The following is a 24,618-nucleotide window of genomic DNA, read 5'->3' on the forward strand; positions in this document are numbered from 1 at the left end:
GGATGCCCGAGCGGGACCGCCCGTCGTTCACCCTGCAGCTGAGCCAGAACAAGTACCTCGCGCCCGCCGACGACCGGATGGACGTCGTGCTCACCGTGCGGGCCGGCGAAGCGGGGGCGGCCGTGGCCGCGCCGCCGCCGACCGCCGAGCTGCTGCTGGTCGACTGCTCCAGCTCGATGGACTGGCCGCCCACGAAGATCGAGGCCGCGCGGCACGCGTGCCGCGCGGCCATCGGCTCGCTGCGCGACGGCGTGCTGTTCGGCGTGGTCGAGTGCACCGGCCGGGCGCGGCTGGTCTACCCGGCCGCGCCGCCGCTGGCGGTGGCCGGCGACCGGACCCGCCAGGAGGCGAAGGACGCGGTCTCCGGGCTGATCGCCGGCGGCGGCACCGCGATGAGCACGTGGCTGGACCTGGCCCGGGAGCTGTTCGACCGGACGCCGGCGGCCATCCGGCACGCCGTGCTGCTCACCGACGGCCGGAACCAGTCCGACCGCGCCGGTGCGCTGGAGGCCACGCTGGACCGGTGCCGGGGCCGGTTCGCCTGCGACGCCCGGGGCATCGGCGACGACTGGGAACCGCGGGACCTGCAGCGCATCGCGTCCGTGCTGCGGGGCAGCGCGGACGCCGTCCTGGAGGACGCCGAGCTCGCCGGGGACTTCCGGCGGCTGGTCGAGCGGGCGATGGGCCGGACCGTGCCCGACCTCCGGCTGCGGATGACCACCATGCCCTACAGCCGGCTGCGGTTCGTCAAGCAGGTCTTCCCCACCGAGGTCGACCTCACCGCCCAGTGCCGGACCGACGGCCGTGTCCTCGAGCTGCCCACCGGGGCGTGGGGCGACGAGCTGCGCGAGTACCACCTCTGCCTCGACGTCTCGGCGGGGGAGCTGACTCGGTACGAGGACCTGCTGCTCGGCACCGTCGCCCTGGCCGAAGGCGCCGACGACCCGGTCGGCGATCCGCAGGCCGTCGTGGGCTACCTGACCGACGACCTCGCGCTGTCCAGCGTGCCGGACGACCAGGTCGCCCGCGTCACCGGGCAGGCCGAGCTGGGCCGCGCGGTCCGGGCGGGCTGGGACGCCTTCGAGCGCGACGACCGGCCGGAGGCGGCCCGCGAATGGGGCACCGCGGTCCGGCTGGCGACCGAGCTGGGCAACACCGAGATCCTCAAGCGCCTGGGCCGGCTGGTCGACCTGCGTGACGACGGCGGCGTGGCCTTCAAGGAGGGCGTGCGCCCGCGCGACGGGTTCTCCCTGGTGCTCGGGTCGACCATCTCCACTTACACCGGTTCGCCCGCCCCCGCCGTGGCCGTCCCGCGCGACGCGGACGGCGCCCCGCGCCAGTGCGTCCACTGTGGACACCGGGCGCCGCCGTCGGCGAAGTGGTGCGGGCACTGCCGTGAGCCGTTCGAAGCGGGGGCGTCGTCGTGACGGTGACCAGCACGACCCGGCAGACGCTGTGGTGGCTGCGGCTCGGCCTCGCCGCCGCCAGCGTGCTCGTGCTGGGGACCGCGCTGGCGACCTTCCTCGGCGTGCGGGCCAGCATCGCCGAGGTGCGGGACCGCACCGCGCCCGCGGTGCTCGAGGTGTCGCTGGCCAAGGAGGCGGTGGTGGCCGCGCACGGCGCGGCGGTGACCGCGTTCGAATCCCGCCAGGCGCGCCTCACCGGCCCCAGCGAGCAGTACGAGGACGAGACCGCCCGGGCCAGCCAGCAGCTCGCCCAAGTCGCCGAGCACAACGCGGCCGGGGAGTCCGGCAGCCGCACGCTGCGGCTGATCGAAGGGCTGCTGCCGTCGTACAACGGCTTCGTCGGGCAGGCCGACGCGCACTTCCGGCAGGAGGCGGGCGGCCCGCTCACCGCGAGCAACCTGCTGTCGGCGTCGGATCTGCTGACCGCGCCGGAAAACGGGATCCTGGCGCGGCTCGACTCGCTCGAAGCCGCCCAGCGCGCCGCCCTGGACGAACAGCTCGGGACGAGCTGGCTGAGTCCCGCGATCATGTTCTTGTGGGCGGTGCCGCTGCTCGTGCTGCTGGCCGCGCTCGGCTGGGCGCAGTGGTTCCTCGCGCGGCGGTTCCGGCGTGCGGTGAACCCCTGGCTGGTGGCGGCGACGGCCGGGTGCGTGCTGCTGGGCGCGGCCACGGCGTTGCTGCTCGGCGTCCAGTCCGACGCGAGGGACGGCGGCGCCGCGCTGGAGCACGTCGTGGACACGCGGTCCGCGGCGACCGCGGCCGCCGCGGACCGGGCCCGGTGGACCCTCGCCCAGGTGCTGACCGCCCAGTGCGGCCCCGAGGGGGTGGCCGCGTGCGGCGACACGGTGACCGCGTTCGCCGCCGGGACCCCCGTTCCGCCCACCGCAACGGAGAAGCCGCCCTCCGCGGTCGACGAGGCGGCGCTGCTGGATGCCGGGCTCACCGAACCGGCCTGGACCGGCGTGCTCGGGTACGCGATCGCCGTGCTGGCCGCCGCGATCGGCGTCCTCTCGGTCGTCGGCCTGCAACGCCGGCTCGACGAATACCAGTTCCGCGTGAGGAGGCAACCGTGAGGAAGCGGTGCGCCGGCTTGGCGCTGGCCGCCGTCCTGCTGCTGTCCGGGTGCTCCGGCGCGACCGGTGCGGCGGAGGTGACCGTGCTGGGGCCGTGGACCGGCGACGAGCAAGTGGCGTTCCAGCGGGTCCTCGACGGGTTCACCCGGGAGACCGGGATCATCACGCGCTACCAGGGCACCCGCGCGCAGAACCAGGTGCTGCGCGGGGACCTGCAGCAGGGCACCCCGCCCGACGTGGCGGTGCTGTCCAACCCGGCCGAACTGGCGGGGTACGCGCGTTCCGGGCAGCTCGAACCGCTGAACGGCGTCCTCGGCGCGGAAGCGACCGCGGCCTACAGCCCGCAGTGGCTGAAGCTGCAGCAGCTCGGCGGCGACGCGGTGTACACGGTCGCGGTGAAGGCCGACCTGAAGAGCATCGTCTGGTACACCCCGAGGAGCTTCCCCGGGCCGGCACCGTCCACATGGGACGAGCTGCTGGCTGCCTCGCGGCAGCTGTCCGCGGCCGGGCAGCGGCCGTGGTGCCTCGGCATGGGCGCCCCGCCGAACTCCGGGTTCCCCGGCACCGACTGGCTCGAGGACATCCTGCTGCACCGCGCCGGTCCGCAGGCCTACAGCAGCTGGGCGGCGGGCCGGCTGGCGTGGACCGACCAGGCGGTGGTGGACGCGTGGCGGAGCTGGGGCGCCCTCGTGCTGGCGCCGGGCGCGGTCCGCGGCGGCAGCACGGCGGCCCTGCTCACCTCGTTCGCCGACGCCGGCCGCGCGCTGTTCGCCGACCCGCCGGGCTGCGCGCTGGAGCACCTCGGCTCGTTCGCGATCGGCGGCTACACCGCGGTCGCGCGGCCGGCCGGCCCGCCCGCCCCCGACCGCGACTTCCGGTTCTTCCCGTTCCCGGGCTCCGGCGACGCCGGCCCGTCCGAGGTCTCGGCCGACCTCGCCGGGATGTTCCACGACACGCCCGCCGCGCGCCGGCTGATGGTCTACCTGGCCGGGGAGGACGGGCAGCGGATCTGGCCGTCCGGCGGGACGACGTTCTCCGTGCACCAGCGCCTGCTCGGCCAGGACGTCTACCGCAGCGACGTGGCCCGGCGGATCGCGACGACCCTCGCCAAGGGCACCGACCTGTGCTTCGACGCCTCCGACGTGATGCCCTCGGCGATGACCAGCGCGTTCTACCAGGCGGTGCTGGAGTACCTGGCCCACCCCGACCGGCTGGACACGCTGCTCGCGGAGCTGGAGCAGGTGCGCCGGGGCATCGGCCACGAGCAGTGGCTCGACCTGCCGTGCTGAACCCGTCCGACCGAAGGAGATCCGGTGCAGGAGTTCGTGCGGTTCCCGCTCACCGACGGCGGTTCGGTGGTCGTCGAGGTGGAGGGCGAACCCGGCCTGGAACAGGCCTCGGTGCCCTCCGGCGTGCTGCGCAAGGCGACCACGACCTTCGAGCACGCGCTGGGCGAGGTCCGCGAGGCGGCGGCCGCCGCGCTGGCGCAGTTCCGCGGCCTGGGCCCGGACGAGGTCGAGCTCAAGTTCGGCGTCAAGCTCGACGCCCAAGCCGGCGCGGTCATCGCGCGCACCGGCCTGCAGGGCCAGTTCGAGGTCAAGCTGAAGTGGGTGCGCGCCGGCGAACCGTCCACAGAGGACGCCGTCGCGGAGCCGGAGGATTGACGCGTTACGGCTTGTAGCCGACGATCCCGGCGACGCAGCGGGCCGAGTCGCTCAGCGGCGTGAGCCGGGGGCCGTCCGGCCACCACTCGTCGCACACCGCCATGCCGGGCTCGGCCGTCGCGTTCGGCTGGACGAGCTCGAGGCCGTCCATCAGCGCCTCGATCTCGGTGCGGGTGCGGAAGCGGCCGGCCCCGAGCGGGCCCTGGACCAGGATCTGCTCGATGCGCTTGGCGATCTCGGTCAGCTCCGGCACTTCCGGGTCGTAGAAGTGCGACAGCACCACGTACGAGCCCGACGGCAGCGCGTCGATGTACGCGCGCATGACGTCGAAGACGCCGTCGCCCTCGCAGTGGTGCATCGTGCCCACCTGCAGCAGCGCCACCGGCTCGGTGAAGTCGATGTGCCGCAGCACTTCCTCGTGGCGCAGGACCTGCGGCGGGTCGAAGATGTCCGCCGCGACCATGTGCGTGAAGTCGTTTTCGACCAGCAGCGCCCGGCCGTGGGCGAGGACGACCGGGTCGTTGTCGACGTAGACGACCGAGTTGTCCTTGTCGATGCGCTGCACGATTTGGTGGGTGTTCTCGGCCGTCGGCAGCCCGGACCCGCAGTCGAGGTACTGGTGGATCTTCGTCTGGTTCGCCAGCATCCGCAGCGCGCGGTTGTGGAACCCGCGGTTGCCGCGGGCGATGTCCACCGCTTCCGGGACCGCGGTGCGGATCTTGTCCATCACCACGCGGTCAACCTCGTAGAAGTTGTTGCCGCCGAGGAACCCGTCGTAGATCCGCGCGATGCTCGGCCGCGCGGGGTCCACCCCCACCGGCGTCTGGCTCGGGGACAGCGTGGACGGGACGTCGGACATGGCGACCTCGCAGGACTTCGGCGGGCGGCGTTGCGCCACCCAGAGTAGTAGGTCGCGTCCTCGCGGTGAACGCGAGGTGACCCGGTCAGCCGCTCGGGCGCAGCCGCTGGTCCGGGATGTCGGCCGCACGCTGGGCCCGTTCGCGGCGCAGCCGCTCGAGGTGCTGGTCGATCCGCCGGTCGAGGTCGCGCGCAGCCGCGGACAGGTCTGTCAGGTCGCGGCGGGACGCCGGGTGCCCGGCAGCGGCCCTCGTGTCCACTTCGTCCCCTGCCCTGTCCACTACCGCACCTCCCGGATCGGCCTGGTCCCCGCCTCCTGGCGTTACTGCCCCATCGGGGGCTTGCCAAAACGCCACCCGGCGTGAGCCGGGGCACCCGGCGTCCGCGCCGCCGTCCGGTGGACCCGCGGCAAAACCCCTGGTCACAATTTTGACCAAGTGGTAGAAATTGGGGAGCCGTGGCGGACGGCCGCCACCGGGAAACTGGAGGAACTGGGGATGAGCCTGCCTTCCGTACAGCTGTATTCGGTCCGCGACGCCTTCGCGGCCGACCCCGCCGACACCCTGCGGCGGCTCGCCGCGATCGGCTTCACCCAGGTGGAGCCCTACGGCGTCGTCGAAAACGTCGATGCCTTGCGAGCCGGGCTGCCGTCGAACGGCCTCACGGCCCCGACCGCGCACGCGCGCCTGCTCGGCGCCGACCAGCAGGCCGTGTTCGCCGCGGCGGCCGAGCTCGGCATCGGCCTGGTGATCGATCCGCTGGTGCCGCCCGAGCAGTGGCAGGACCCGGCCGACATCGCGGCCACGGCGGAGGCGCTCAACGCCGCCGCCAAGCTCGCGGCCGAGCACGGCGTGCGCGTCGGCTACCACAACCACTGGTGGGAGCTGCAGTCCCGGATCGACGGGCGCAGCGCGTTCGAGGTGTTCGCCGAGCAGCTCGACCCGGCCGTCGCGCTGGAGGTCGACACCTATTGGGCCACCGCGGGCGGCGAGGACGCGCCCGCCCTGCTGCGGCGGCTCGGCGACCGGGTGCGGGCCATCCACGTCAAGGACGGCGGGCTCGCCACCGACGCCACCGGCCAGGTGCCGGCCGGCCAGGGCCGGGTGCCGGTCGCGGACGTGCTCGCCGCCGCGCCGGACGCCCTGCGGGTGGTGGAGTTCGACGCCTTCGACGGCGACCTCTTCGCCGCCATCGCCGCCAGCCACGCCTTCCTGACCGGCGCCGGCCGGTGAGCGGGGGGCCGGTCGGCGTCGGGATCGTCGGCGCCGGCGTGATCAGCGGGACCTACCTCGAAAACCTGACCGCGTTCCCGGACGTCCGCGTGCGGTGGGTCGCCGACCTCGACACCGAACGGGCGGCGGCCCGCGCGGCCGAGTACGGCGTTCCCCGTTCGGGCACGGTGGCCGGGCTGCTGGCCGACCCGGACGTCGAGATCGTGGTCAACCTGACCGTGCCGGTCGCGCACGTCGAGATCGGGCTCGCCGCGCTGGAGGCGGGCAAGCACGTGTGGGCGGAGAAGCCGCTCGCGCTGGACCGGCAGACCGGCCGCAAGCTGCTGGATCGCGCACGGGAGAAGAACCTGCGCGTGGCCAGCGCCCCCGACACGGTGCTCGGCGCGGCGTTGCAGACCGCACGGCGGGCCGTCGACGCGGGCCGGATCGGCCGCCCGCTGACCGCGCTCGCGCTGTTCCAGGTGCCGGGCCCGGAGGCATGGCACCCGGCGCCGGAGTTCTACTTCCAGGCCGGCGGCGGGCCGTTGCTCGACATGGGCCCGTACCACCTGACGGCGCTGGTGCACCTGCTCGGCCCGGTCCGCCGGGTCACCGCGGCCGGCGCCCGCGCGCGCGACACCCGGGTGATCGGGGCCGGGCCGCGGGCGGGGACGGAGTTCCCGGTGTCGGTGACGACCACGGTCACCGCGCTCGTCGAGTTCGAAACCGCGTCCGCGCAGGTGGTCCTGAGCTTCGACTCGGCGCTCCGGCGGGCCGGGCTGGTCGAGCTGACCGGCACCCTCGGCACCGCCGTGCTGCCGGACCCCAACCGGTTCGACGAGCCGACCCGGCTGCACCTGCTCGGCCACGAGGAGCCGGAAGAGCTGGCGCCGCAGGGGCACGCGGCCTCCCGCGGCACCGGCACGCTGGAACTGGCGCGGGCCATCCGGGCCGGCGTGCCGGAGCGCGCGTCCGGCGAGCTGGCCTACCACGTGCTCGACGCGATGCTGGCCATCGACGAGTCGCTGACCCGCGGGCAGAGCGTGGAGGTCGCGAGCACCGTGGAAGTTCCGCCGGCACTGCCGGTGGACTGGGACCCGTACGCGAAGACCCTCTAGAGCGGGACGGTGAGCAGGTTCTGCAGGTAGAAGCGCAGCGAGCCGACCAGGTCGACGTCGCCGGGGACGGTCAGCCACTGCACCTGCAGGCCGTCCATCAGGGCGATGAACGTCAGGGCCGCCGGCCCGGGCTCGACGCCCGCGCGCAGTTCGCCGCGGGCGGCGAGCGCTTCGAACGACTCGTGGACGCCGTCGCGCGCGGCCCGGTAGTGGCGCACGAAGTACTCGTGCGCGGGGTGGTCCGAGCCGATCGCTTCGGCGGCGAGGCGGGAGTACAGGTCGACGATCCCGGGGTGGCGGACGTTGTGCTCGGCCAGCGCGACGAAGTGGCGCAGGACTTCGAGCCCGGGCGGCACGGTCAGCCGCTCGCGCTCGGAGTCCTCGGCGTCCCGGCGTTCGAGCACCGCGGCGAGCAGGGCCTCCTTGGTGGGGAAGTAGTAGAGGAGGCCGGCGTGGGAGATCCCGACGCGCTTGGCGATCTCCCGCAGCGACGAGCCGTGGTAGCCGAGCTCGCCGTAGGCCGCGGCGGCCGCCGTGATGATGTCCTCGCGGCGGATCCGGCCCTTCAGGTAGCCCCCGGTCACGGGGTCGCGGTGGTCTCGGCGGCGTGCACGGCCCCATCATGCCGCAGCGGCCGTTCGCACATCCCACGTGATCGGACGAACAAACCGGTTGTGCGAACTCGGCGGGCTTGCGAACATCACGGCGTGAAGAGCGCGGAGCGGCAACGGGTCATCGTGGAGCGGCTGCGCGACGCCGACCAGGTGGGCGTCGCCGAGCTGGCCGAGGTGACCGGCGCGTCCGAGATGACGGTCCGCCGCGACCTCGACCACCTGGCGTCCCGGGGCGTGCTGCGGCGGGTGCACGGCGGCGCCGTGCCGGCCTCGCCGTCGGGGATCGAGCCCCCGTTCGCGGCGCGTGCGACGGCCGCGGTCGCGGCGAAGCGGGCCATCGCCGCCGCGGCGGCGGAGCTGATCCGCGACGGCGAAACGGTCGTCCTCGACAGCGGCACCACCGCGCTGGAGCTGGCCCGGCTGCTGCGCGGGCGCCCGGTCACCGTGATGCCGCTGTCCCTGCACGCGGTCCGGGAACTGGCCGAAGACCCCGGCGTCCGGCTGCTGCTGCCCGGCGGCGAACCGCGGCCGGGAGAGCAGTCGCTGGTCGGCCCGCTGACGCTGGCGTCGCTGCGCGCCCTGCGGTTCGACGTCGCTGTGCTGAGCCCCTGCGCGTTCGGGCTCGACTCCGGCCTCACCGCCTTCGACCTGGGCGACGCCGAGGTCAAGCAGGCGGCCCTCGACGTCGCGGCCCGGGTGATCGTGCTCGCCGACGGCGCCAAGTGGGGCCGCGCCGCGCTCGCCCACGTCTGTCCGGCCGACCGCGCCGACGTAGTGATCACCGACCCGGGAGCGCCCGAGGACCAGCGCGCGGCGCTGGCCGACCGCGGCGTCCTCGTGCACGTTGCCGTTCCTTGGGAGAACCGATGACCGTCCCGCCCCGCCCGCGCGCCGCCCGGTTCGCGACCTTCATGTTCTTCGGCCTGAACGGCTTCGCGATGGGCATGTGGGTGGTGCACATCCCGAACGTCGAGCGCGCCACCGGCATTTCGCACAGCACGCTGGGCGGGCTGCTGCTGGTGCTCGGCGGCGCCGCGTTCGCCGGCATGCAGGTGTCCGGCCCGCTCGTCGACCGGCTCGGGCACCGGCGGATGGTGCCGGCCGCCGGGATCCTGATGGGCCTCGCGGTGTGCGCGCCCGGGTTCGCGAACTCGTGGTGGGCCCTGGGCCTGTCGCTGGCCTTCTTCGGCTTCGGCAACGGCGCGATCGACGTCGGGATGAACTCGCACGCGGTCGTCGTCGAACGGGCCTACCCGCGCCCGATCATGGCGGCCTTCCACGCGTTCTGGTCGATCGGCGGCGCGATCGCCGCGGTCATCGGCGCGGCCACGCTCGGCGCGGGCGTGCCCACCGGCGTCACCCTCACCGCCACCGGAATGTTCTGCGTGGTGCTTTCCGTGCTGTCGGCCCGGTTCCTGATGGAGCCGGCCGCGGTGCCGGCCGCTGAGGTGCCGTCGGCCGTTGCCGAGCCGGTCGTCGCGCGCCGGACGCCGGGCCGCCTGGTCTGGCTGCTCGGCCTGCTGGCCCTGGCGCTGATGCTGTCGGAGGGCGTGGCGAACGACTGGGCGGCGCTGCACATGGAGAAGGTGCTGGGCACGTCGGCGTCGACGGCGGCGCTCGCGTACGGCGCCTTCGCGGTGGCGATGACGACCGGCCGGTTCCTGACCGACCGCGTCGCGGCCTGGGCGGGCCCGGCGGCGATCGTCCGCTACGGCGCGATCCTGGCGGCGGGGGGCCTGACGACCGCCGCGGCGGCGCCGTGGGTGCCGGTGTCCCTGGTCGGCTGGGCGGTGTTCGGCCTGGGCCTCTCGGGCGGTGTCCCGCAGCTGTTCACCGCCGCGGGCAACCTGAACACCCGGGCGTCGGGCGCGCTGATGGCCCGGGTGGTCGGCCTCGGGTACGTCGGGCTGCTGGCCGGCCCGGCGCTCATCGGCGGGCTGACGCGGTGGATGCCGCTGAACGTGACCTTCGCGCTGCCGGTGGTGCTCTGCCTGCTCGCGGCCGCGTTCGCCGGGGTGCTGAGCCCGAAGCCGGAACCGGCGGAGCAGCCGGTCGGCTGATCAGCCGGCGGCGCCCGCCCGCATGCGCCGGGCGAGCTGCGGGCCTCGGCGATGCACTCCTAGTGGTGGTGGGCGACGCTCTCGTGCGCCCGGTCCGCGCCGGTGGCCGGTTCGGTGTGGATGACCACCGCGGTCAGCCGCGGGATCGTGTGCAGCAGCCGGTGTTCCACCTCGTGGGCCAGCGCGTGCGCGGCCTCGACGGTCAGGTCCGCGGCCACGGTCACCGCCAGCTCGGCCCGCAGGTGGTGCCCGATCCAGCGCATCCGCAGGTCCCGCGCGCCGAGCACGCCATCGACCGCGCGGGCCGTCCGTTCGGCCAGCTCGACCGACGCCGGGTCGACGGCGTCCAGCAGCCGCCGGAACACCTCCTTCGCCGCGCCGCGCAGGACGAACAGGATCGCGACGGTGATCCCGAGCCCGACGAGCGGGTCGGCGATGGGGAAGCCGAACGCCACGCCCGCGGCGCCGGCGACGACGGCCAGCGACGTGAAGCCGTCGGTGCGCGCGTGCACCCCGTCGGCGACCAGGGCGGCCGAGCCGATCTCGCGGCCGACCGAAATCCGGTACCGCGCCACGAGTTCGTTGCCGGCGAACCCGATCACCCCGGCCACGGCCACCACCCACGGGTGCGCGACGGGCTGCGGATCGAGCAGCCGCCGCACGGATTCGTAGCCGGCGACCGCCGCCGAACCCGCCACGGCGAGCACGACGACCACCCCGGCGAGGTCCTCGGCCCGGCCGAGGCCGTAGGTGTAGCGCCGCGTCGCCGCCCGCCGGCCGAGCAGGAACGCGATGCCGAGCGGCACGGCGGTCAGCGCGTCGGCGAAGTTGTGGACGGTGTCGCCGAGCAGCGCCACCGAGCCGGTGACGAGCACGAGCGCCAGCTGCGCAACGGCGGTGACGGACAGCGCGGCGAAGGACCACAGCAGCGCCCGCATCCCGCGCCGGCTGGTTTCGAGGGCGTGGTCGACGCGATCGGCGCTGTCGTGGCTGTGCGGGCGCCACCGGGAGTGGCGGTGCCCGTGTCCGTGTCCGGTCATCCTTCGAGTCTATCTGCGCAGGCATGCAGATACGCAAGTAGTAAGGTCATGACCATGCACACGTCGCTGCCGGACTTCGACATGCCCACCGAAGAGCAGGTCCACCTGGCGGCGGAGTCGTTCCGGCTGCTGGCCGACCCGACCCGGATCAAGGTCCTGTGGGCCCTGCTGCAGGGCGAGTCCTCGGTGGCCTGCCTGGCGGAACTGGCCGGCGCCGCCCCGACGGCGGTGAGCCAGCACCTGGCGAAGCTCCGCTTGGCGGGCCTGGTTAAGGGCCGCCGCGAAGGAACATTCGTGTACTACTCGGCGGCGGACAACCACGTCCGCGGCCTGCTGGCCCAGGCTTTGCACCACGCGGACCACGTGGACCGCGACCTCCCCACGGGCGACCACGCCCACCACCCGCGGTCCAGCTGATCGGCTCTCTGCGCGAGCCCGGAGCAGGTTTCGGGCACCGGACGCAATGGGTAGCCGGAAGCGATCGCCATCCTGACGGCGGATGGCCCGGCGTGCCGGAGGAAGCCAGATGTTGCTTACCGCACCTCGAGTGACTGCACCTCCGGTTTCACCCGAGCCCGTTCAGCCTGGACCCGCCGTTCCGGACGATCCCGGGACGCCCAGCCCGGTTCAGCCGCTGCCGGAGCCTGGCGTCCCGGTACCCGACCCGCTGCCGCCGGAGCCGAAACCCGGCCCGCAACGCGACTGACCCGATCCCAAGCCTGCCGTTGGTGGCAGCCGGATCAAGAATCGAGCTTGGCTCGCAGGACCCGCGCACGGGGATCACCCAGCCGATCGAACACTTCCCAACCTTTTCGCCAGTAACGCCGCGCGGCGACGGGGTCGCCCGCTGCGTGATGGGTGTCCCCGAGGCCCTGGCAGGTGACTGCGAAGCCAAACTGGTCGACATGTTCGCGGATGACCATCGCGGTGTAGTAGGCGGTGATGGCTCCGGCATGGTCACCCGCTTCCGCCAGGACCGCGCCCAGGTTGTTGAGTGCCCACGAGTAAGCATGTTCGTCATTCAGTTCCTCGAAAACCTCCTTGGCAAGGCGAGTGTGCGCCAAGGCTTCGGCCACCGCACCGCGTGCCAGCTCGATCCCGCCCAGCAGATTGCTCGCGCGGGCTTCGCCGTGCCTCGACCCGGCTTGGCGGAAGAGCCGCAAGGACGCCTCGGCGGCCTGTTCGGCTCGGTGCAGATTCCCCAGCTCACGATAGGTCTGCGCGAGGTGGATGCCGGTTTGAGCCGAACCGCGGACGTTTGCGGTCGAGGAGAATCCCGCCGAGGCCAAAGCGAGGTAGCGCAGCGCTTCGTCATGCCGCTGCTGCTCGCGGTAGGCCACCGCCAGGCTGTCGCACAGCCATGCTTCACCATCGCGGTCGCCGGCCGCCCGGGCCGCGGCCAGCCCCGTTTCCTGGACGACGATCCAGGTCGACCAGGGCTTGCGGCTGAAGAAGTAGGGGGAGAAAGCGAGCGCGAGCCGCCACGCTGCATCGTCGGCTCCCTCGTCGCGGGCGAACTGCGTCACCGTAGCGATGTTGGCCAGCTCGTCGTCGAACCAGCTGTTCGCACGTGCTTTGTCGATTGGTTCCGGTGCGTCGTCGGCGAGCTCCGAACGCGGATGCCAGCGATCGAGCGCACGCCCGTACGTCTCGGCTTTCTGCCAAGACCAGTCGAAGGCACGTTGCACGGCTGCACGATGATCGCCACGTTCACCCGTCTGGCGCGCGACCTCGGTGGCGTAGGCACGCGTGAGGCTGTGCATCCGGTAGCGATTACGGCCGATCTCTTCGATCAAGTTGGCGTCGGCCAGCGCGCGAAGACTCTTGCTGCCACCGATCAAGGCGGCAGCCGCACCCGCCGCAATCGTTGCTCCGGGGTAGGAACCGAGCAATCCGAAGGCCAGCTTTACCTCCGCGGGCAGCGCTTGGCAGGAGGACGAAAGCACGGCGCGCATCGATGCCGGGTCGTCCTCAGCGAGATCGAATGCGTCGAGACCGGAACGTCGGAAGTCGCAGACGAGGTCCTGAATCGCTTCGAGTGAGCCAGCTGCCACCTGTGCGCCCGCGATGCGCAGGGCGAGCGGGTGGCGGCCGCAGAGCTCCGCGAGCTCCGTCAGCGGGGGGCCGGCGGTCGTCTGCGTGATCAGCGCCAGCAGGTCACGCGCGTCCTCGGACGGGAGAGCGGGCATCCTGATGCGAGCGGCTCCCTCCAGGACAACCAGATCGCTCATGGCCGTACGACTCGTCACCAAGGTTGCACAGGTCGGTGCTCCCGCCAGAAGGGGACGGACCTGTGCCGAGTCGCGGGCGTTGTCCAGGACGACGAGCAGGTGACCGCCATGGAGCCGCGATCGGTAAAGCCGGGTCATGCCGTCCAGGTCGGCCGGTATCGAACTTGCCCCCAAGCCGAGGTCACGCAGGAAACCGCTCAGCACCTCCGCCGGATCCGCCGGGGGGTCCGCGGGGTGAAAACCACGCAGGTCCGCGTAGAGGATGCCGTCGGGGAACTGATCGTCGAGCAGGTGACCACACCGGACAGCGAACGCCGACTTCCCGATGCCCGCGCCGCCGGTGACGAGACAGATCTTCGCCGGCGAATCCCCCGCGGTCAGCATGCGGACGACTTCCGCGACTTCGTCCACACGGTCCGCGAAGAGTGCTATGTGCGGTGGCAGCTGCCGCGGAACCGGTAAGTCTTTTGCCGGCGGCAGTACATTCACCGTCTGGATGCTGCGAGCTTGGATGACGTTCGTGGCGCTCCCGGACACTTCGTTCCAGGTCCCGCCTCCGCCGTCCGCCCGAGCCGGGGGCAAACTGTTCAGGAGAGTGGCGATCATCTGACACTCGTCCCGGATGTCGCCGCCGAGTGGCCCCAGCTCGGCAAGGTGACCGTCCAGCCGTGCCAGCTTGGCTTCGGCTTCGGACCGCCTGGAGGGCGGGACGTCTATATCTCTCCTAAGGAGCTCGATCGTCAGGTGGAGCACCGACCGCAGGTTGTCGATCTCGGTCTGGAGTTCTGCTTTCCGGCGCAGCTCGAAGCGGCCTTCACCTGAGAACAGCGTGATCGTCTGGCGTTCTTCACTTACCACCACTACGGTCCGGCCGGTCTCCTTGGCGAACATTTCGGCGGAGTGGTGTCTCGTGCCGAGCCCGGTCGCACCGCCTCTTCCTTGGGGTATGAGCATCACGTGCCTGCGGATGATGCGTCGGCAGGACACGTCCAAGGCGGTTGCGTTGTCTCCTTCGGTGGCCCGGAACACCGATTCGGCGGTGAGCTCCTGGTCGACTTCATCGCCACGCACGGACCGGGCTTCGCAGTCGTCGCCCCAGCCGACGACGAAGGTCCCGCCGCGACCACGTGCGCGCACGAGCTCCAGACCGTCCCGTAGGGGCAAGCCGAAGGCCAGCACAGCCCAGACCTCGCGGGGAGGTTCACGGTACCCGGTCATCGAACCTCCGTGGCACAAGTCGAAAGCCGCATCCTAGCGGTCGCATCGACGTCCGATCGAGAGGTTCGTGCGACGTCGCAAGCACCTCATATCGAAGCCACCTGCCGCGCTGCGAACCGTTCCGGCGGCACCGGAGTTGACCAGATCGCGATCGAAACATCGCGCCGGGGATGCGGATTGGACGCGTGCCGCGGCGCGAGACCCACTGCCATGTCCGCGGCGAATCACTTGCTCAGCACGCCTGTGGCTCAAGGCTCGTCCGCGTAATCGCCGTTTGCGGCGGGCACGGCCGTCGAAGCTTGCGTCCCTGCACGTCCGAACACGGACACGCCGCAGCGAGGCGACAATCCCCCACTCGTCATCCGGCTCCTCACATTGCGACCGCAGGGACTCTACCGCGGCGAGTCTGCCCTTCCACGCCCGGAAGCGGTTTGTCCGCAAACTGTCAAGTCTTCTTCCAGTCGACAGAGTTGCGCGAGCCGACGTCTCCTGTGTCGTACTGCCGCGCCGTTACTGTGGGTCTTTAGGCTGAATGAATGGCGACCTTTGCCAAAGGGCGCACACGATGCAAGGATTCGCGATCTGTCGTCTTGGCCGCGGATCAGCCCTGGAGCGTAAGCACCTGTGTCGAAGCTGGAAATGGATCGCCTGGTCGAGGAGCTTTTCTGCGGGTCCGAGGGGGTGTACGGCACGTTCGACGTGCCCGGTCGCGCGGCCGGAGCGACGATCGACGGCGCCGAGCTGATTCACGACACGATCTTCAGGTATGACCTGATGGATTCGACCAGTAAGTCGGTCACCTTGCAGACGTACTGGGATGTCTCGAAGGTGGGCGGTCTCCTCTGGGATCAGGAGATGCGCATCCTGCTCCGGGCCGCCGCCACCCGGCATCCCGCTCTCCCGTCCGTGGTGGATGGCGGCTACGTGGAGCCGTCCAGCGGCCATCCCGGGTTCGCGTACGTCATCACCGAGGGCTTCAACGACCGGCTCGCCGACGACGAACAAGTAATCCCCTTCATGCGCGAAAATCCCGAAGAGGCGATGAACCAGCTGTCGATGCTCGCCGACGCGTTGAGCATCCTGCACAGCACGGGCGTGGTCCACCGCAACATCTGGCCCGGCACCATTGACCTGGACAGCTCGATCTCGGGCGAGTTGCCGAGGCTGAAGCTATCCCGCTTCGAGATGAGCAGGCTCGTGTCCGATCTGCTGCGCTCGCAGACGATAGATGCGGGCCGTGGCGCGCAGGCGAGAGCGCTGTTCCTGAAGCAGGGTATGAAGGCGATCGTCTATGTTTCGCCGGAACGGCTGTCGTTGCTTTACCCCGACGCCGAGGGAGCTGTCAGGGAAGATCCCCGTTCTGACGTTTTCAGTCTGGGGATGTTGGCGTCGGAGTGGTTTCTTGGCGCTCTTCCGGAGCCGCCGCCGGCCACGTCCGAAAGCGCGGCAGCGCGAGCTTGGGTCGACGAGGTGCAGCAGGAGCGCCGCCGGCTGCTTCGAGTGGGTACGAAATTGCCCGCACAGCTGGCAGATCTGCTGCATGACATGATCGATCCGGCGTTGAAGACTCGCCCGTCCGCAGCCGGCGTGGTCGCGAGGATCAACAAGCACCACCAAGCGATGACCGAACTGTGGTCGGCGACCTCCGGGCAGCAGCCTTACCTGGTGGGGTTCCAGGCCGCCGAGTTCCGCGACACGGTGCTGCGCTGGAAGTGGATCACGGCGGATCCGGCGACGAACGAAGGCCGAACCCAGCTGGCCGACCTGATCGAGCGTGACCTCCGCCGGGCCAAGCTGATGCACTCGCCGCACGGAGCCGATCGCGCGGTTCCGCTGGTCGGCGACCTGAGCGCCAAACGGGAAGCGCAGCACGTCCTCGTTGGCGAACGGGCGCTGTGGTACTGCCGGCCCTACCGCCTGGACTCCGCTTATGGAGGTCAGGGGGCCAGTGTCGAAGAGGTCCTGCTGATCAAATATGTAGTGGGTTTCGAAAGCGAACGGGGACGGGCGGCCTTGAAAAATCTGCGCCGCAGTTCCTCCGAACGCGCGATCCCGGCCGTGGAGGCCATCCCGGTCGACATGGCCAAGGCCGAGTTCACCGCCCGCCGGCAGGGCCGCCCGTCGTGGGTGCCCCTGATGAAGGCAACCAGGTCGGCGAGCGCCGAAGTCACTGACGACGAGGCGTACCAGCAGGCGCTCGACTGGCTTGTCGAGTACCAATGGGTCGAGTACCGGGCACGTCAATACGCATACGTGCGGGAATCGTCCGACGGCGAAGTCGCCGTTGTCCGGTTCGACCGGGAACGCGACTCAGCACGCGGCTACCGATCGGCGCTCGGCTCCCTGTACGCGGCGAGCGAGGCTCGCCGGCCACCCTTCGTGACCTTCTTCGAGCAGCTCGCCGGTGACGAGGACAACCGGGAGATCGAGGTCGACATGGACAACGGCAACGATCCCGGCCGCTCAGCGGGGTTGCGGGCATTCTTTGTGGACAGTGTGAACCAGGACGCCTTCCGGCTCCGAGTACGCGGGGGAGCGGATCGGCTGCCGGAACTCGGATGGCTGTGCCCGGCCGGCGACCGCGGCACCCACCGGGTGTTGATGAGGCAGGACGCGGCTCGCCAGGAACTCCTCGACAACCGTGCCCTGATGGCGCAGATGCGCGAGCCTCGCACGATCGCCGGCCGACGCGCGCCCTGGTCCAAGGCGGCGAAGGACCTGAAGGACGAAGGCCGTGCAGCGGTCGTCGACATGCTGGTAAACCAACCTTTCTTCGCACTGCAAGGGCCGCCCGGGACCGGCAAGACGACGGTCGCCGCCCATGCGATCGCGGCGTACCTGGCCAAGGAGCCGGGACGGGTGCTCATCTCGGCACAGTCGAACTTCGCGCTCGACAACCTCGCGCAGCGCGTGCTCGAAGTCACGAAAGCGATCGATGAAAACGGTCGCATCAAGGGCGAATCGGACATAATACCGCTGAGGATCTCGTCCGCGGCGAGCTCCGACCGAGTGAGCCAGGCGCTGCGGCCGTTTCGCATCGTCGAGTTGACCCGGCGTCGGGCCGGGGAATTGCGACGCCGGGTGGAGGTCGAGCTGTCCGATCGGCGCGATGAAGCGGCTCTCCGGTTGCTGGGGAGGTGGAAAGCCCTGCTCGCCGGGTGTGAACCGGAGCTGGCGGACCGCCTTCGCCGCAGCGCCAACCTGGTGTTCGCCACGTGCGCCACCGCGACACCGGATGCGGTAGCACGTTCCGGGGCGTCCTCGTTGTACGACTGGGTGGTGGTTGAAGAGGCGGCAAAGGCGTGGCCGACAGAACTCGCCATCCCCCTGGTCCGAGGGCTCAGGTGGACGTTGATCGGTGATCACCGCCAGCTTCCGGCCCATCGCCGGCGTGAGGTGGAGGACTTCCTGCGTGAGTGCGCCAGGAGCGACGATCCGGATATCGCCATCGAGGAAGAACGCGTCGAAGAGTTCCGCAAGTTCTTCGACCTGTTCGCCACCCTTTTCGACTCGGATCCGAACGAGACCGGCTCGAAACTCAGCAGTGCGACCCGCAAGCTCACCACACAGTACCGGATGCGACGGCCTATTTCGGAGGTCGTCAGCCGGGTGTTCTACCCCGCGACCGAACCCGTGGAGCCAGGCAAGCTGCTTCCCGGCCTGCTGACCACGGGCCGTCCGGACTCGCCGGCTTGGCCCACCGCGCCGAAGTGGCTGGGTGACCACCCGCTCATCTGGCTGGACACCAGCGGAACCGGGGGCGGGAACGACGAACCATACTGGCGCAATCCGGTCGAGGCAAACCTGGTTCGTGACCTGTTCGCACAGCTCAGGCCCCGTCCGGCAACCTTGCCGAGCAGCAGCGAGCGGAGACCCGTTGCGGTGCTCTCGCCCTACCGGGCACAGGTTCAGCTCCTGGCAGACGATGACGATCTCAAGCCGTACGTGTCTACACTGCACGCCTTTCAAGGACAGCAGGCTGACGTCGTGATCGCCTCCATGGTGCGGGACACCCGGCGTGCCGACCAGAGCAAGCCCTGGCAGAACATCGGTCATCTCACTCAATCGCACCTGCTGAACGTGTTGTTGTCCCGGGCGCGGGACCTGCTCGTCGTTGTCGGCAACCTTCCCCATCTGGAAGACAGCGGCTCGGAGGTCTGGGCCCGGCTGGGCCAGGCACTTCGGCAGTTCGGCATCGTGGTACCCGCCAGCAAGGTGAATGACCGATGAACGGCACGGTCACCGTGTTCGTCCCGTGCGACGTCGTTCCAGTCCGCGTCGAGTATGCGCTTGGTGAAGGTCTGTCACCGATGGAGGAAGGCGTGCTACGCGCCGTCGTCGACAAGTTCGACACGATCGGCGAGTTGAACGCGCTGCTCGGCCTTGGCGAACGCCTCACTCTTGACATCGTTTCGGACCTCTGGCGCAGGTCCTACCTCACGCTGGACTTCACCAAGGGCACCATGTGCCCTTCCGCCGACGTGCGAAAGGCCGTGCAGGACAACGACCTTTCCCAGCTGCAGGGAGCGGAGCGGGGCAACGAAGTGCGGCAAGTCATGGTCGAGAAGCTGACGGGCTTTGTACTGCCCGCAAAAGACGGGACGAGAAAGGTTCGTGACGGCCGGCTCATCGTGCAGGTCGGCTCCGACGATGGCTGGGCCGACGACTTGTCCGGTGCCGACGTCGCCAGGGCACTGGACGAGGAGGAAGGCAAGAGGGGAAACGCCGATGACGAAAGCGGGCTGACCAGGCGCCGGCGGGTTGTCTCCGCGTATCGGGTACCGGCACGCCTGGGTGCCGGGCAGGAGCAGCGATGGCTGCCGCTCGACGTTCGCGTCAGCATCGATCCCGACACCGAGGACCTGCAAATCACCGTGGCGCCGGGTCCGGCGCTTCCCGCTGACCGCAGGGACGGGGCGGCCCGGCGGATCAAGCGGTACATCGAAGAGTTCCCGGACTCGGAGTTCGCACGGCACCTGCGAGGGCGAGGCGACGCGCAGTACGAGGATCCCCGGCCGGTCGAGGAGCTCCTGGACCGGTTGGAGCGACGGGTGGCCAAGGCACGGACCGAGCCGGCTGGGACGCGGACGGCATTCCACAGCGACCTCGCCGCCGAGGCTCGCGTGGTGCACGAGCTGGTACGCCACCGGATCCGGTCCGAAGTGCGTGCCAGGCTGGTCGTCGGAGAGGCCGACCACCTCGCAACCACACTCGAGCTCATCAAGGACGCACGTAAGCAGATCGTTCTCGCCAGCCCCGACATCCGGCGATACAGCCTGCAACGACTGATCGAGCCGCTGCGCGAAGCCCTGGAGCAAGGTGTCCAGGTCGCGATCGTGTGGGGCTTCCAACGCGACAGCAAGCTCGATGACTGGGTCAAGAACGTCCTGGCCGACCTGCGCAGAGGTTCCGATGACACCGGCACGCACCCGCGGCTCGTGTGGTCCTCCCTGCCGAGCCGGACCAACGCCAGGCTGGTGATCGCCGACGACCGGCGTGCACTGGTCACCGGCGCCGCCCTGCTCGACGGACCGATCGGTGACGGGCAACTCGGTGTCGATCTCGGCGCCGTGGCCGGCACCGCCGAGTGCGAGCCCATCGAAGCGCTGCTGCGCGGGATGGTTCGCGCGATGCCGGAATACCGCCTCAGCCAGGCATTGCTTGTGCGGAGCAGCGAGTTCCGGCCGCCCGATCCGAACGATCCTGAGCCGGAAGAACTCGCCGTGCCCCAGCCTCCGCACGACCGAGAGGGCGGCGAGGTCGCCGACAGCGCGGTTCTGGCGTGGGCGAACACATGGTCGAATGTCGTCCATGCACTACGAGGCATGTTGACGCAACGAGCCGCACCATGGGCTGAGGTCATCGAGGACGGGGAACACAGTGCTGCGCTCTGGCGGGTGCTCCGCAGCTCCCAGAAGCGAGTCATGATCGGATCGCGCCAGCTCGCCGCGCAGGTCGTGACTCTGCGGTTCGTGGACGCGGTCAGAGCGCAGCTGGATCGTGGAACCCGGGTTGACCTGTGGTACCAGCGGTCCGGCGAAGGCGATCAGGCAGGCCCATTGCACGAGCTGGGCCGGGACGGTGGCTCCCTGATACGAGTTGAACGTATGAGCAGGGCGCCGCGGGTGCTCGCCACCGATCAGGAATGCATCGTCACCAGTTTTGATCTGCTGGCCCTCAACTCACGCCCGGACCGAGGAGTCCGGCAGCCTTTCCGGTCGGAGCTCGGCGTCCGCATCGTCGGAGCAGACCAGGCGGCGCAAGTGCTCGACCTGTTCGACGGGCGACAGCGGCAGCCCGAGCTCGTCACGCCGGTCCGTCAACCGGCAAAACGCTCGTCTCCGGATATACCGTGGGCATCGGGAGGACAAGGCCTCCTGAACCAGCTCGCCGGAGAGCCCGACGAATCCCGGCGTGTCGATCAGGTATTCGCGGCGGTTGCCGCCTCGGCGCGCCCGCTCGACCTGCTCAACGAGCTGGCATCCGTACACCCCGGTGAAGCCGTGCTCCGGTCAGCCGCCGCGGCACTGGTACGACATGACGGCGTCACCGATGCCGAGCGCGTACCGTGGCTCAAGCACCTGACATTGGATCAGTGGCGGCACGGGGCGTTCGTCGGAGCTGCCGTGCTACGCCGGGCAGTGCCCGACCCTGATTGGCAACCCGCGCCGTGGCTGTGCGCTGTGGCCGCAGCACACCGGACTCGGTGGAGCCCGCAAACGGTTTACGACAACGTCACCGATGGTCTCAGCGCCGGCGAGAATGCCGCCCTGGTTTCCGTTGCGGCCACCGACTTGGTTTTGGGACCGATCGACGGCGAGACCACCGGCGGGTTGGCGTCGATGTTGCCGGAAGCCTTGGAACTACTGCCGGATCCCGGCGCGCCGTGGGACGAGCTTGCCCGTGCAGCCACTGAATATTGGCAGCGGTTCTCGGCACCGGTTCCCATCGATGAGATCATGCGGGCCACCGACCACGCCCGCGCCGACGAGGAAGTGGCGAGGATGTGGTCGCAGCTACTCACCCGGCACACTCACGCCGCGCGGACTTCATTCGATTTCGCCAACGGTCTGCGCCTGCACGGCAGGTTGTTCCACGCCGACGGCGTGTTCGGTGAGATCCAGACCCTGGCCGAGCGGCGGGACGTCGCTGGCCTGCGGGCTTGGCTCGCCGAGCATGCAGGCCAGGACGCGAGCGACCTGATCGACGAGGCCAGCGCCGAAGCGCTTCCGCGTGGTGGTTCGGTCCACAGCCGGCGGCGACGGAACTACGAGCAGCGGCTCGACGCGATCATCGCTGCGGCACAGCGCGTCGACGAGCTGGCCCAGACTCGTCGGCATGCCGAGGAGGCGGGCTGGGTCGAAGACGTCAAGCCGCTCGCCGCGGCCCTCGCTCAGCTCCAGCCCGCTCTCGACCAGGCGGCCGCCGCGGCCGGCGAACCGGAACGGCGGCTCATCGTCGCGGCGTTGAACGCGCTGAAACCGCTGGCGCGCTGGGGGGAGAAGTGACGGACTTGCTCCATGACATCATGGCCAGTTCGGACCAGCGGTGGCGCTACCCCGCCACCATCGGCCTTCTCTCGGATCCTGTGCGGCCTTCTCCGGATCTCCAGCTTGCACAAGCGGTGGCACTGGACCTTGCGAAGCCGCCGGACACGGCCGAGACAGCGGCCGAACAGCTGATCGGCGACGGCGACTTCGCGGCAGCCGATGAGCTGATTTCCGGAGCCAGCCTCGGCGACCAGCTCGACGAGGCATTGCGCAAAGCGCGAGAGTCCGCACTGCGCGATGTGGATCGCCGTCACAACGAGCTCCTGGAACGAAGTAAACGCTGCGAAGGCGAAGCAGTCGAGCGAAGGCGGCTGGCAAGCCTATGCCACACCCGCCGTGCTGCATCCGAAACCGCCCTCGCCGACTGGCAGGAGCGCATCGAGGAAACCGAACAGAATTACGCCCTGCAGCTGGAGGAGCGGTTGCTGGCGGTGGCTGGAACAAGCACTCCGGTGTGGGTCGAGGCGGTACTTACTTGCATCAAGGCGCGGGAGTTTCCTGCCGCCAACATGATGCTGGACGGCCCGCCGGACGCCGGGACACCTGGCGGTCCGCTGGGTGTGCCCTACGGTCAGGAACGCTGGCCGTGGCCACACTTGGGACTGACCGACATCCTCGCGTGGTATGAGAATCCGGACGCGGAGCCGCCGCCCGACTTCGTGAACCGGTGGCGGCCGGATCCCCGAACCGACCCGGTGGGCTCAAGGCTCGTGCGGGCACTGCAGGAAATGTGCGGAGAACTCAGCCTGAGCACGGTACAGACCTTCGCCGACGCGTTGGACGAACTCCTGGGTTTTGAGAGCACCCGCCACACCGCAGAAGAAACGGAAAGCGGCATCCGGACGACGATCAATGGTTTGCAAGACCCCCGCTTCACCCGCATCGCCATCCCGGCCTCGTGGGCACTCCTGGTCGGGTCGAGCGGCCCGCCACCGGAAAACGACGACCCCTCGCAGGTAACGGTCTGGCTTGAGCTGACCCCATCGGAGGCGGCTGCGCCGTTGCCGAGAGGGGTGGTGAGAATGCTTCCGGAGCTCCTGTACCGGCTCCTCGCGCGAGGCGCGGGCGCTGGTCCCATGTCGACGTCGGAACGCCGGATCAACCTTCTCCGCGCCCTGTGCCGGCAGCTGCCGTTGCAGCAGCTTTTCCCGGAGCAGGGTGGGATTCAGCCGACAAGCGCCCATGAGCTCCGGGACGATATGGCGTGGTTGCTCGACTTGCTCGGGGTACGGGCCCGGGGTGCCGTCGTCGATGCGCTGTGCTATGACACCGCTGGCTACCGACCGGCAATCATTGCGGCGCTCGAGAGTTTACTTGCCGGTGGCGGGAATCGTCCGAGGGAATTGACCATGACCGACATCGCCGAATGGCGAAGGTCCAGGGAAGCGCTCGTCGACTTCCGCGGCCGTGTGTTCCAGGCTTTGATGTCCGAACTTGATGTGGCCGCGGTGAGTCTGGCGGCCCTTGCCTTGCAGGACAACGAGCCGGATCGCCGGTTCGGGGAAAATGAGGTGCGGGAGTGGCTGGGGATCTTCGCCGGTGACGGGTCGGAGCCCGTCACCGCGGTGCTGCCGGACTTCGAGTCGTCCCTGCGACGAGCCGTTTCGGCGGGAATTCTCCGCCATAGCGGCGAACAGTACGGGTTCCGCGGCCCAGGGCTGGCTGCCATGCTCGGCGACGACGTGGAAGGCTACGTCGAGGAGACTCTGAACGAGCTGCGCCAACAGCATCAGCTGGTCCTCGAGCAAGTCAACCTGCAGATGCGCAACGAGACGTTGTCGTCCTCGTTGCACACGATGAAGACGGATCTGCACGAACTGCGGACAGCCCTGAAGCAGGCCATCGGTACGGACAGCTTGGACATCGCGAGCTCGGCCCTCGTGACTGGCGCCGAGCGGGCTGCGAAGATCGAGAAGCGGTGCGCCGAACTGGTGATTGCGCGCGGGCAGGAGATGCTCGTCAACGAACGAGTCGATGTCGGTGAGCTGCTGGAAGAGCTGCGCCGGGGGTTCGAATCGAAGAACCCGGCCCGCCTCACGGTGACGGTGCGGGCTCCCGAGGAACCCCTGGTGATATTCGCGAGCCGGTACCTCGTCCGCTTGGCGATCGAAAACCTCATGACCAACGCGATGCAGGCGCAAGACGGTCCTGAGTTCGCCGTGGCGTCGATCGGGCTGACACTGACGAATCAGCCGATCGCCATCGCCGGCACGCAGGTCGACTGTGCGGTCATCGACGTCGAAGACGACGGACCCGGCGTCGCCGAGCACGTCGCGGCCAGCATCAACTCCGGCAAGGTGCTTCCCGAGCGACCGAATGGCTTGGGACGCGGGATCGACTTCACCAGAGCACACATCGCACGGTTCGGCGGCCGGCTGTACCTGGTGGGCCGGTCATCCGCCATGAACGGCGCGCACTTCCGGGTCCAGTTGCCCTTGTCCGAGGAGCCTGACCGCGAAGAGGTCAACGAGGGAGAACGGATCTGACAGCGCCTGAGGCGATGCTGAAACGCAGC

Annotated in this window: 17 protein-coding genes; 12 read left to right on the top strand and 5 right to left on the bottom strand. The window is 70.1% G+C overall.

Going from position 1 to position 24,618, the window contains the following annotated elements:
• The first annotated feature begins 2 nt into the window (after positions 1-2).
• The 4 genes from C2L59_RS00850 to C2L59_RS00865 are packed head-to-tail and all read left to right on the top strand — an operon-like array spanning position 3 to position 4,203.
• Complete coding sequence (locus C2L59_RS00850; protein ID WP_103347574.1) at positions 3-1,427, top strand: VWA domain-containing protein; 1,425 nt, start codon at positions 3-5, stop codon at positions 1,425-1,427.
• 2 nt (positions 1,428-1,429) lie between these two features.
• Positions 1,430-2,539 (top strand): hypothetical protein, encoded by a 1,110-nt coding sequence (locus C2L59_RS00855; RefSeq protein ID WP_233223193.1) that lies wholly within the window; start codon positions 1,430-1,432, stop codon positions 2,537-2,539.
• Positions 2,536-3,828, top strand: coding sequence for an ABC transporter substrate-binding protein (locus C2L59_RS00860; protein WP_103347576.1), 1,293 nt, complete (start codon positions 2,536-2,538; stop codon positions 3,826-3,828). Before C2L59_RS00855 ends, C2L59_RS00860 begins: the two co-directional genes overlap by 4 nt.
• Before the next feature lie 24 nt (positions 3,829-3,852).
• Positions 3,853-4,203, top strand: coding sequence for a CU044_2847 family protein (locus C2L59_RS00865; protein WP_103347577.1), 351 nt, complete (start codon positions 3,853-3,855; stop codon positions 4,201-4,203).
• Between the two features lie 4 nt (positions 4,204-4,207).
• On the opposite strand, the gene C2L59_RS00870 is transcribed toward C2L59_RS00865, so the two are convergent.
• Both C2L59_RS00870 and C2L59_RS00875 read right to left on the bottom strand, forming a co-directional pair.
• On the bottom strand, positions 4,208-5,062 hold the full coding sequence (locus C2L59_RS00870; RefSeq protein WP_103347578.1) for an SAM-dependent methyltransferase: 855 nt from the start codon (positions 5,060-5,062) through the stop codon (positions 4,208-4,210).
• A gap of 85 nt (positions 5,063-5,147) precedes the next feature.
• Positions 5,148-5,342 (bottom strand): hypothetical protein, encoded by a 195-nt coding sequence (locus C2L59_RS00875; protein ID WP_103347579.1) that lies wholly within the window; start codon positions 5,340-5,342, stop codon positions 5,148-5,150.
• A 216-nt stretch (positions 5,343-5,558) separates the two neighbouring features.
• Between C2L59_RS00875 and C2L59_RS00880 the strand changes: the two genes are divergently transcribed.
• Positions 5,559-6,293, top strand: a complete 735-nt coding sequence (locus tag C2L59_RS00880) for a sugar phosphate isomerase/epimerase (protein ID WP_103347580.1) — start codon at positions 5,559-5,561, stop codon at positions 6,291-6,293.
• Positions 6,290-7,390 carry a Gfo/Idh/MocA family protein gene (locus tag C2L59_RS00885; protein ID WP_103347581.1) on the top strand — a complete coding sequence of 367 codons (1,101 nt, stop codon included), beginning with the start codon at positions 6,290-6,292 and terminating at the stop codon, positions 7,388-7,390. The genes C2L59_RS00880 and C2L59_RS00885 overlap by 4 nt, the downstream gene beginning before the upstream one ends.
• Here C2L59_RS00885 and C2L59_RS00890 read toward each other — a convergent pair.
• Positions 7,387-7,974 carry a TetR/AcrR family transcriptional regulator gene (locus C2L59_RS00890; RefSeq protein WP_103347582.1) on the bottom strand — a complete coding sequence of 196 codons (588 nt, stop codon included), beginning with the start codon at positions 7,972-7,974 and terminating at the stop codon, positions 7,387-7,389. The two genes, C2L59_RS00885 and C2L59_RS00890, sit on opposite strands and share 4 nt — an antisense overlap.
• A gap of 123 nt (positions 7,975-8,097) precedes the next feature.
• On the opposite strand from C2L59_RS00890, the gene C2L59_RS00895 reads away from it, so the two are divergent.
• Complete coding sequence (locus tag C2L59_RS00895) at positions 8,098-8,874, top strand: DeoR/GlpR family DNA-binding transcription regulator (protein ID WP_103347583.1); 777 nt, start codon at positions 8,098-8,100, stop codon at positions 8,872-8,874.
• The gene (locus tag C2L59_RS00900; protein WP_103347584.1) at positions 8,871-10,064 is read left to right on the top strand and encodes an MFS transporter; all 1,194 of its coding nucleotides are present in this window, start codon (positions 8,871-8,873) and stop codon (positions 10,062-10,064) included. Before C2L59_RS00895 ends, C2L59_RS00900 begins: the two co-directional genes overlap by 4 nt.
• Positions 10,065-10,123: 59 nt before the next feature.
• On the opposite strand, the gene C2L59_RS00905 is transcribed toward C2L59_RS00900, so the two are convergent.
• Entirely contained in the window at positions 10,124-11,104 is a 981-nt protein-coding gene (locus C2L59_RS00905) for a cation diffusion facilitator family transporter (protein WP_103347585.1), read from the bottom strand.
• A 54-nt stretch (positions 11,105-11,158) separates the two neighbouring features.
• Between C2L59_RS00905 and C2L59_RS00910 the strand changes: the two genes are divergently transcribed.
• On the top strand, positions 11,159-11,521 hold the full coding sequence (locus tag C2L59_RS00910; protein WP_103347701.1) for a metalloregulator ArsR/SmtB family transcription factor: 363 nt from the start codon (positions 11,159-11,161) through the stop codon (positions 11,519-11,521).
• A gap of 323 nt (positions 11,522-11,844) precedes the next feature.
• On the opposite strand, the gene C2L59_RS00920 is transcribed toward C2L59_RS00910, so the two are convergent.
• Complete coding sequence (locus C2L59_RS00920) at positions 11,845-14,553, bottom strand: tetratricopeptide repeat protein (protein ID WP_103347587.1); 2,709 nt, start codon at positions 14,551-14,553, stop codon at positions 11,845-11,847.
• A 624-nt stretch (positions 14,554-15,177) separates the two neighbouring features.
• Between C2L59_RS00920 and C2L59_RS00925 the strand changes: the two genes are divergently transcribed.
• Genes C2L59_RS00925 through C2L59_RS00935 form a run of 3 tightly spaced genes read left to right on the top strand, consistent with a single transcriptional unit; the run spans position 15,178 to position 24,589 of the window.
• Complete coding sequence (locus C2L59_RS00925) at positions 15,178-18,783, top strand: AAA domain-containing protein (protein ID WP_103347588.1); 3,606 nt, start codon at positions 15,178-15,180, stop codon at positions 18,781-18,783.
• Positions 18,780-22,061: a hypothetical protein gene (locus tag C2L59_RS00930; RefSeq protein ID WP_103347589.1), complete on the top strand. Its 3,282-nt coding sequence runs from the start codon at positions 18,780-18,782 to the stop codon at positions 22,059-22,061. The genes C2L59_RS00925 and C2L59_RS00930 overlap by 4 nt, the downstream gene beginning before the upstream one ends.
• Positions 22,058-24,589, top strand: coding sequence for an ATP-binding protein (locus tag C2L59_RS00935; RefSeq protein ID WP_103347590.1), 2,532 nt, complete (start codon positions 22,058-22,060; stop codon positions 24,587-24,589). The genes C2L59_RS00930 and C2L59_RS00935 overlap by 4 nt, the downstream gene beginning before the upstream one ends.
• Positions 24,590-24,618 lie beyond the last annotated feature (29 nt).

Origin of the sequence: Amycolatopsis sp. CA-128772 (genome assembly GCF_002904295.1) — a bacterium.
Lineage (GTDB): Bacteria > Actinomycetota > Actinomycetes > Mycobacteriales > Pseudonocardiaceae > Amycolatopsis.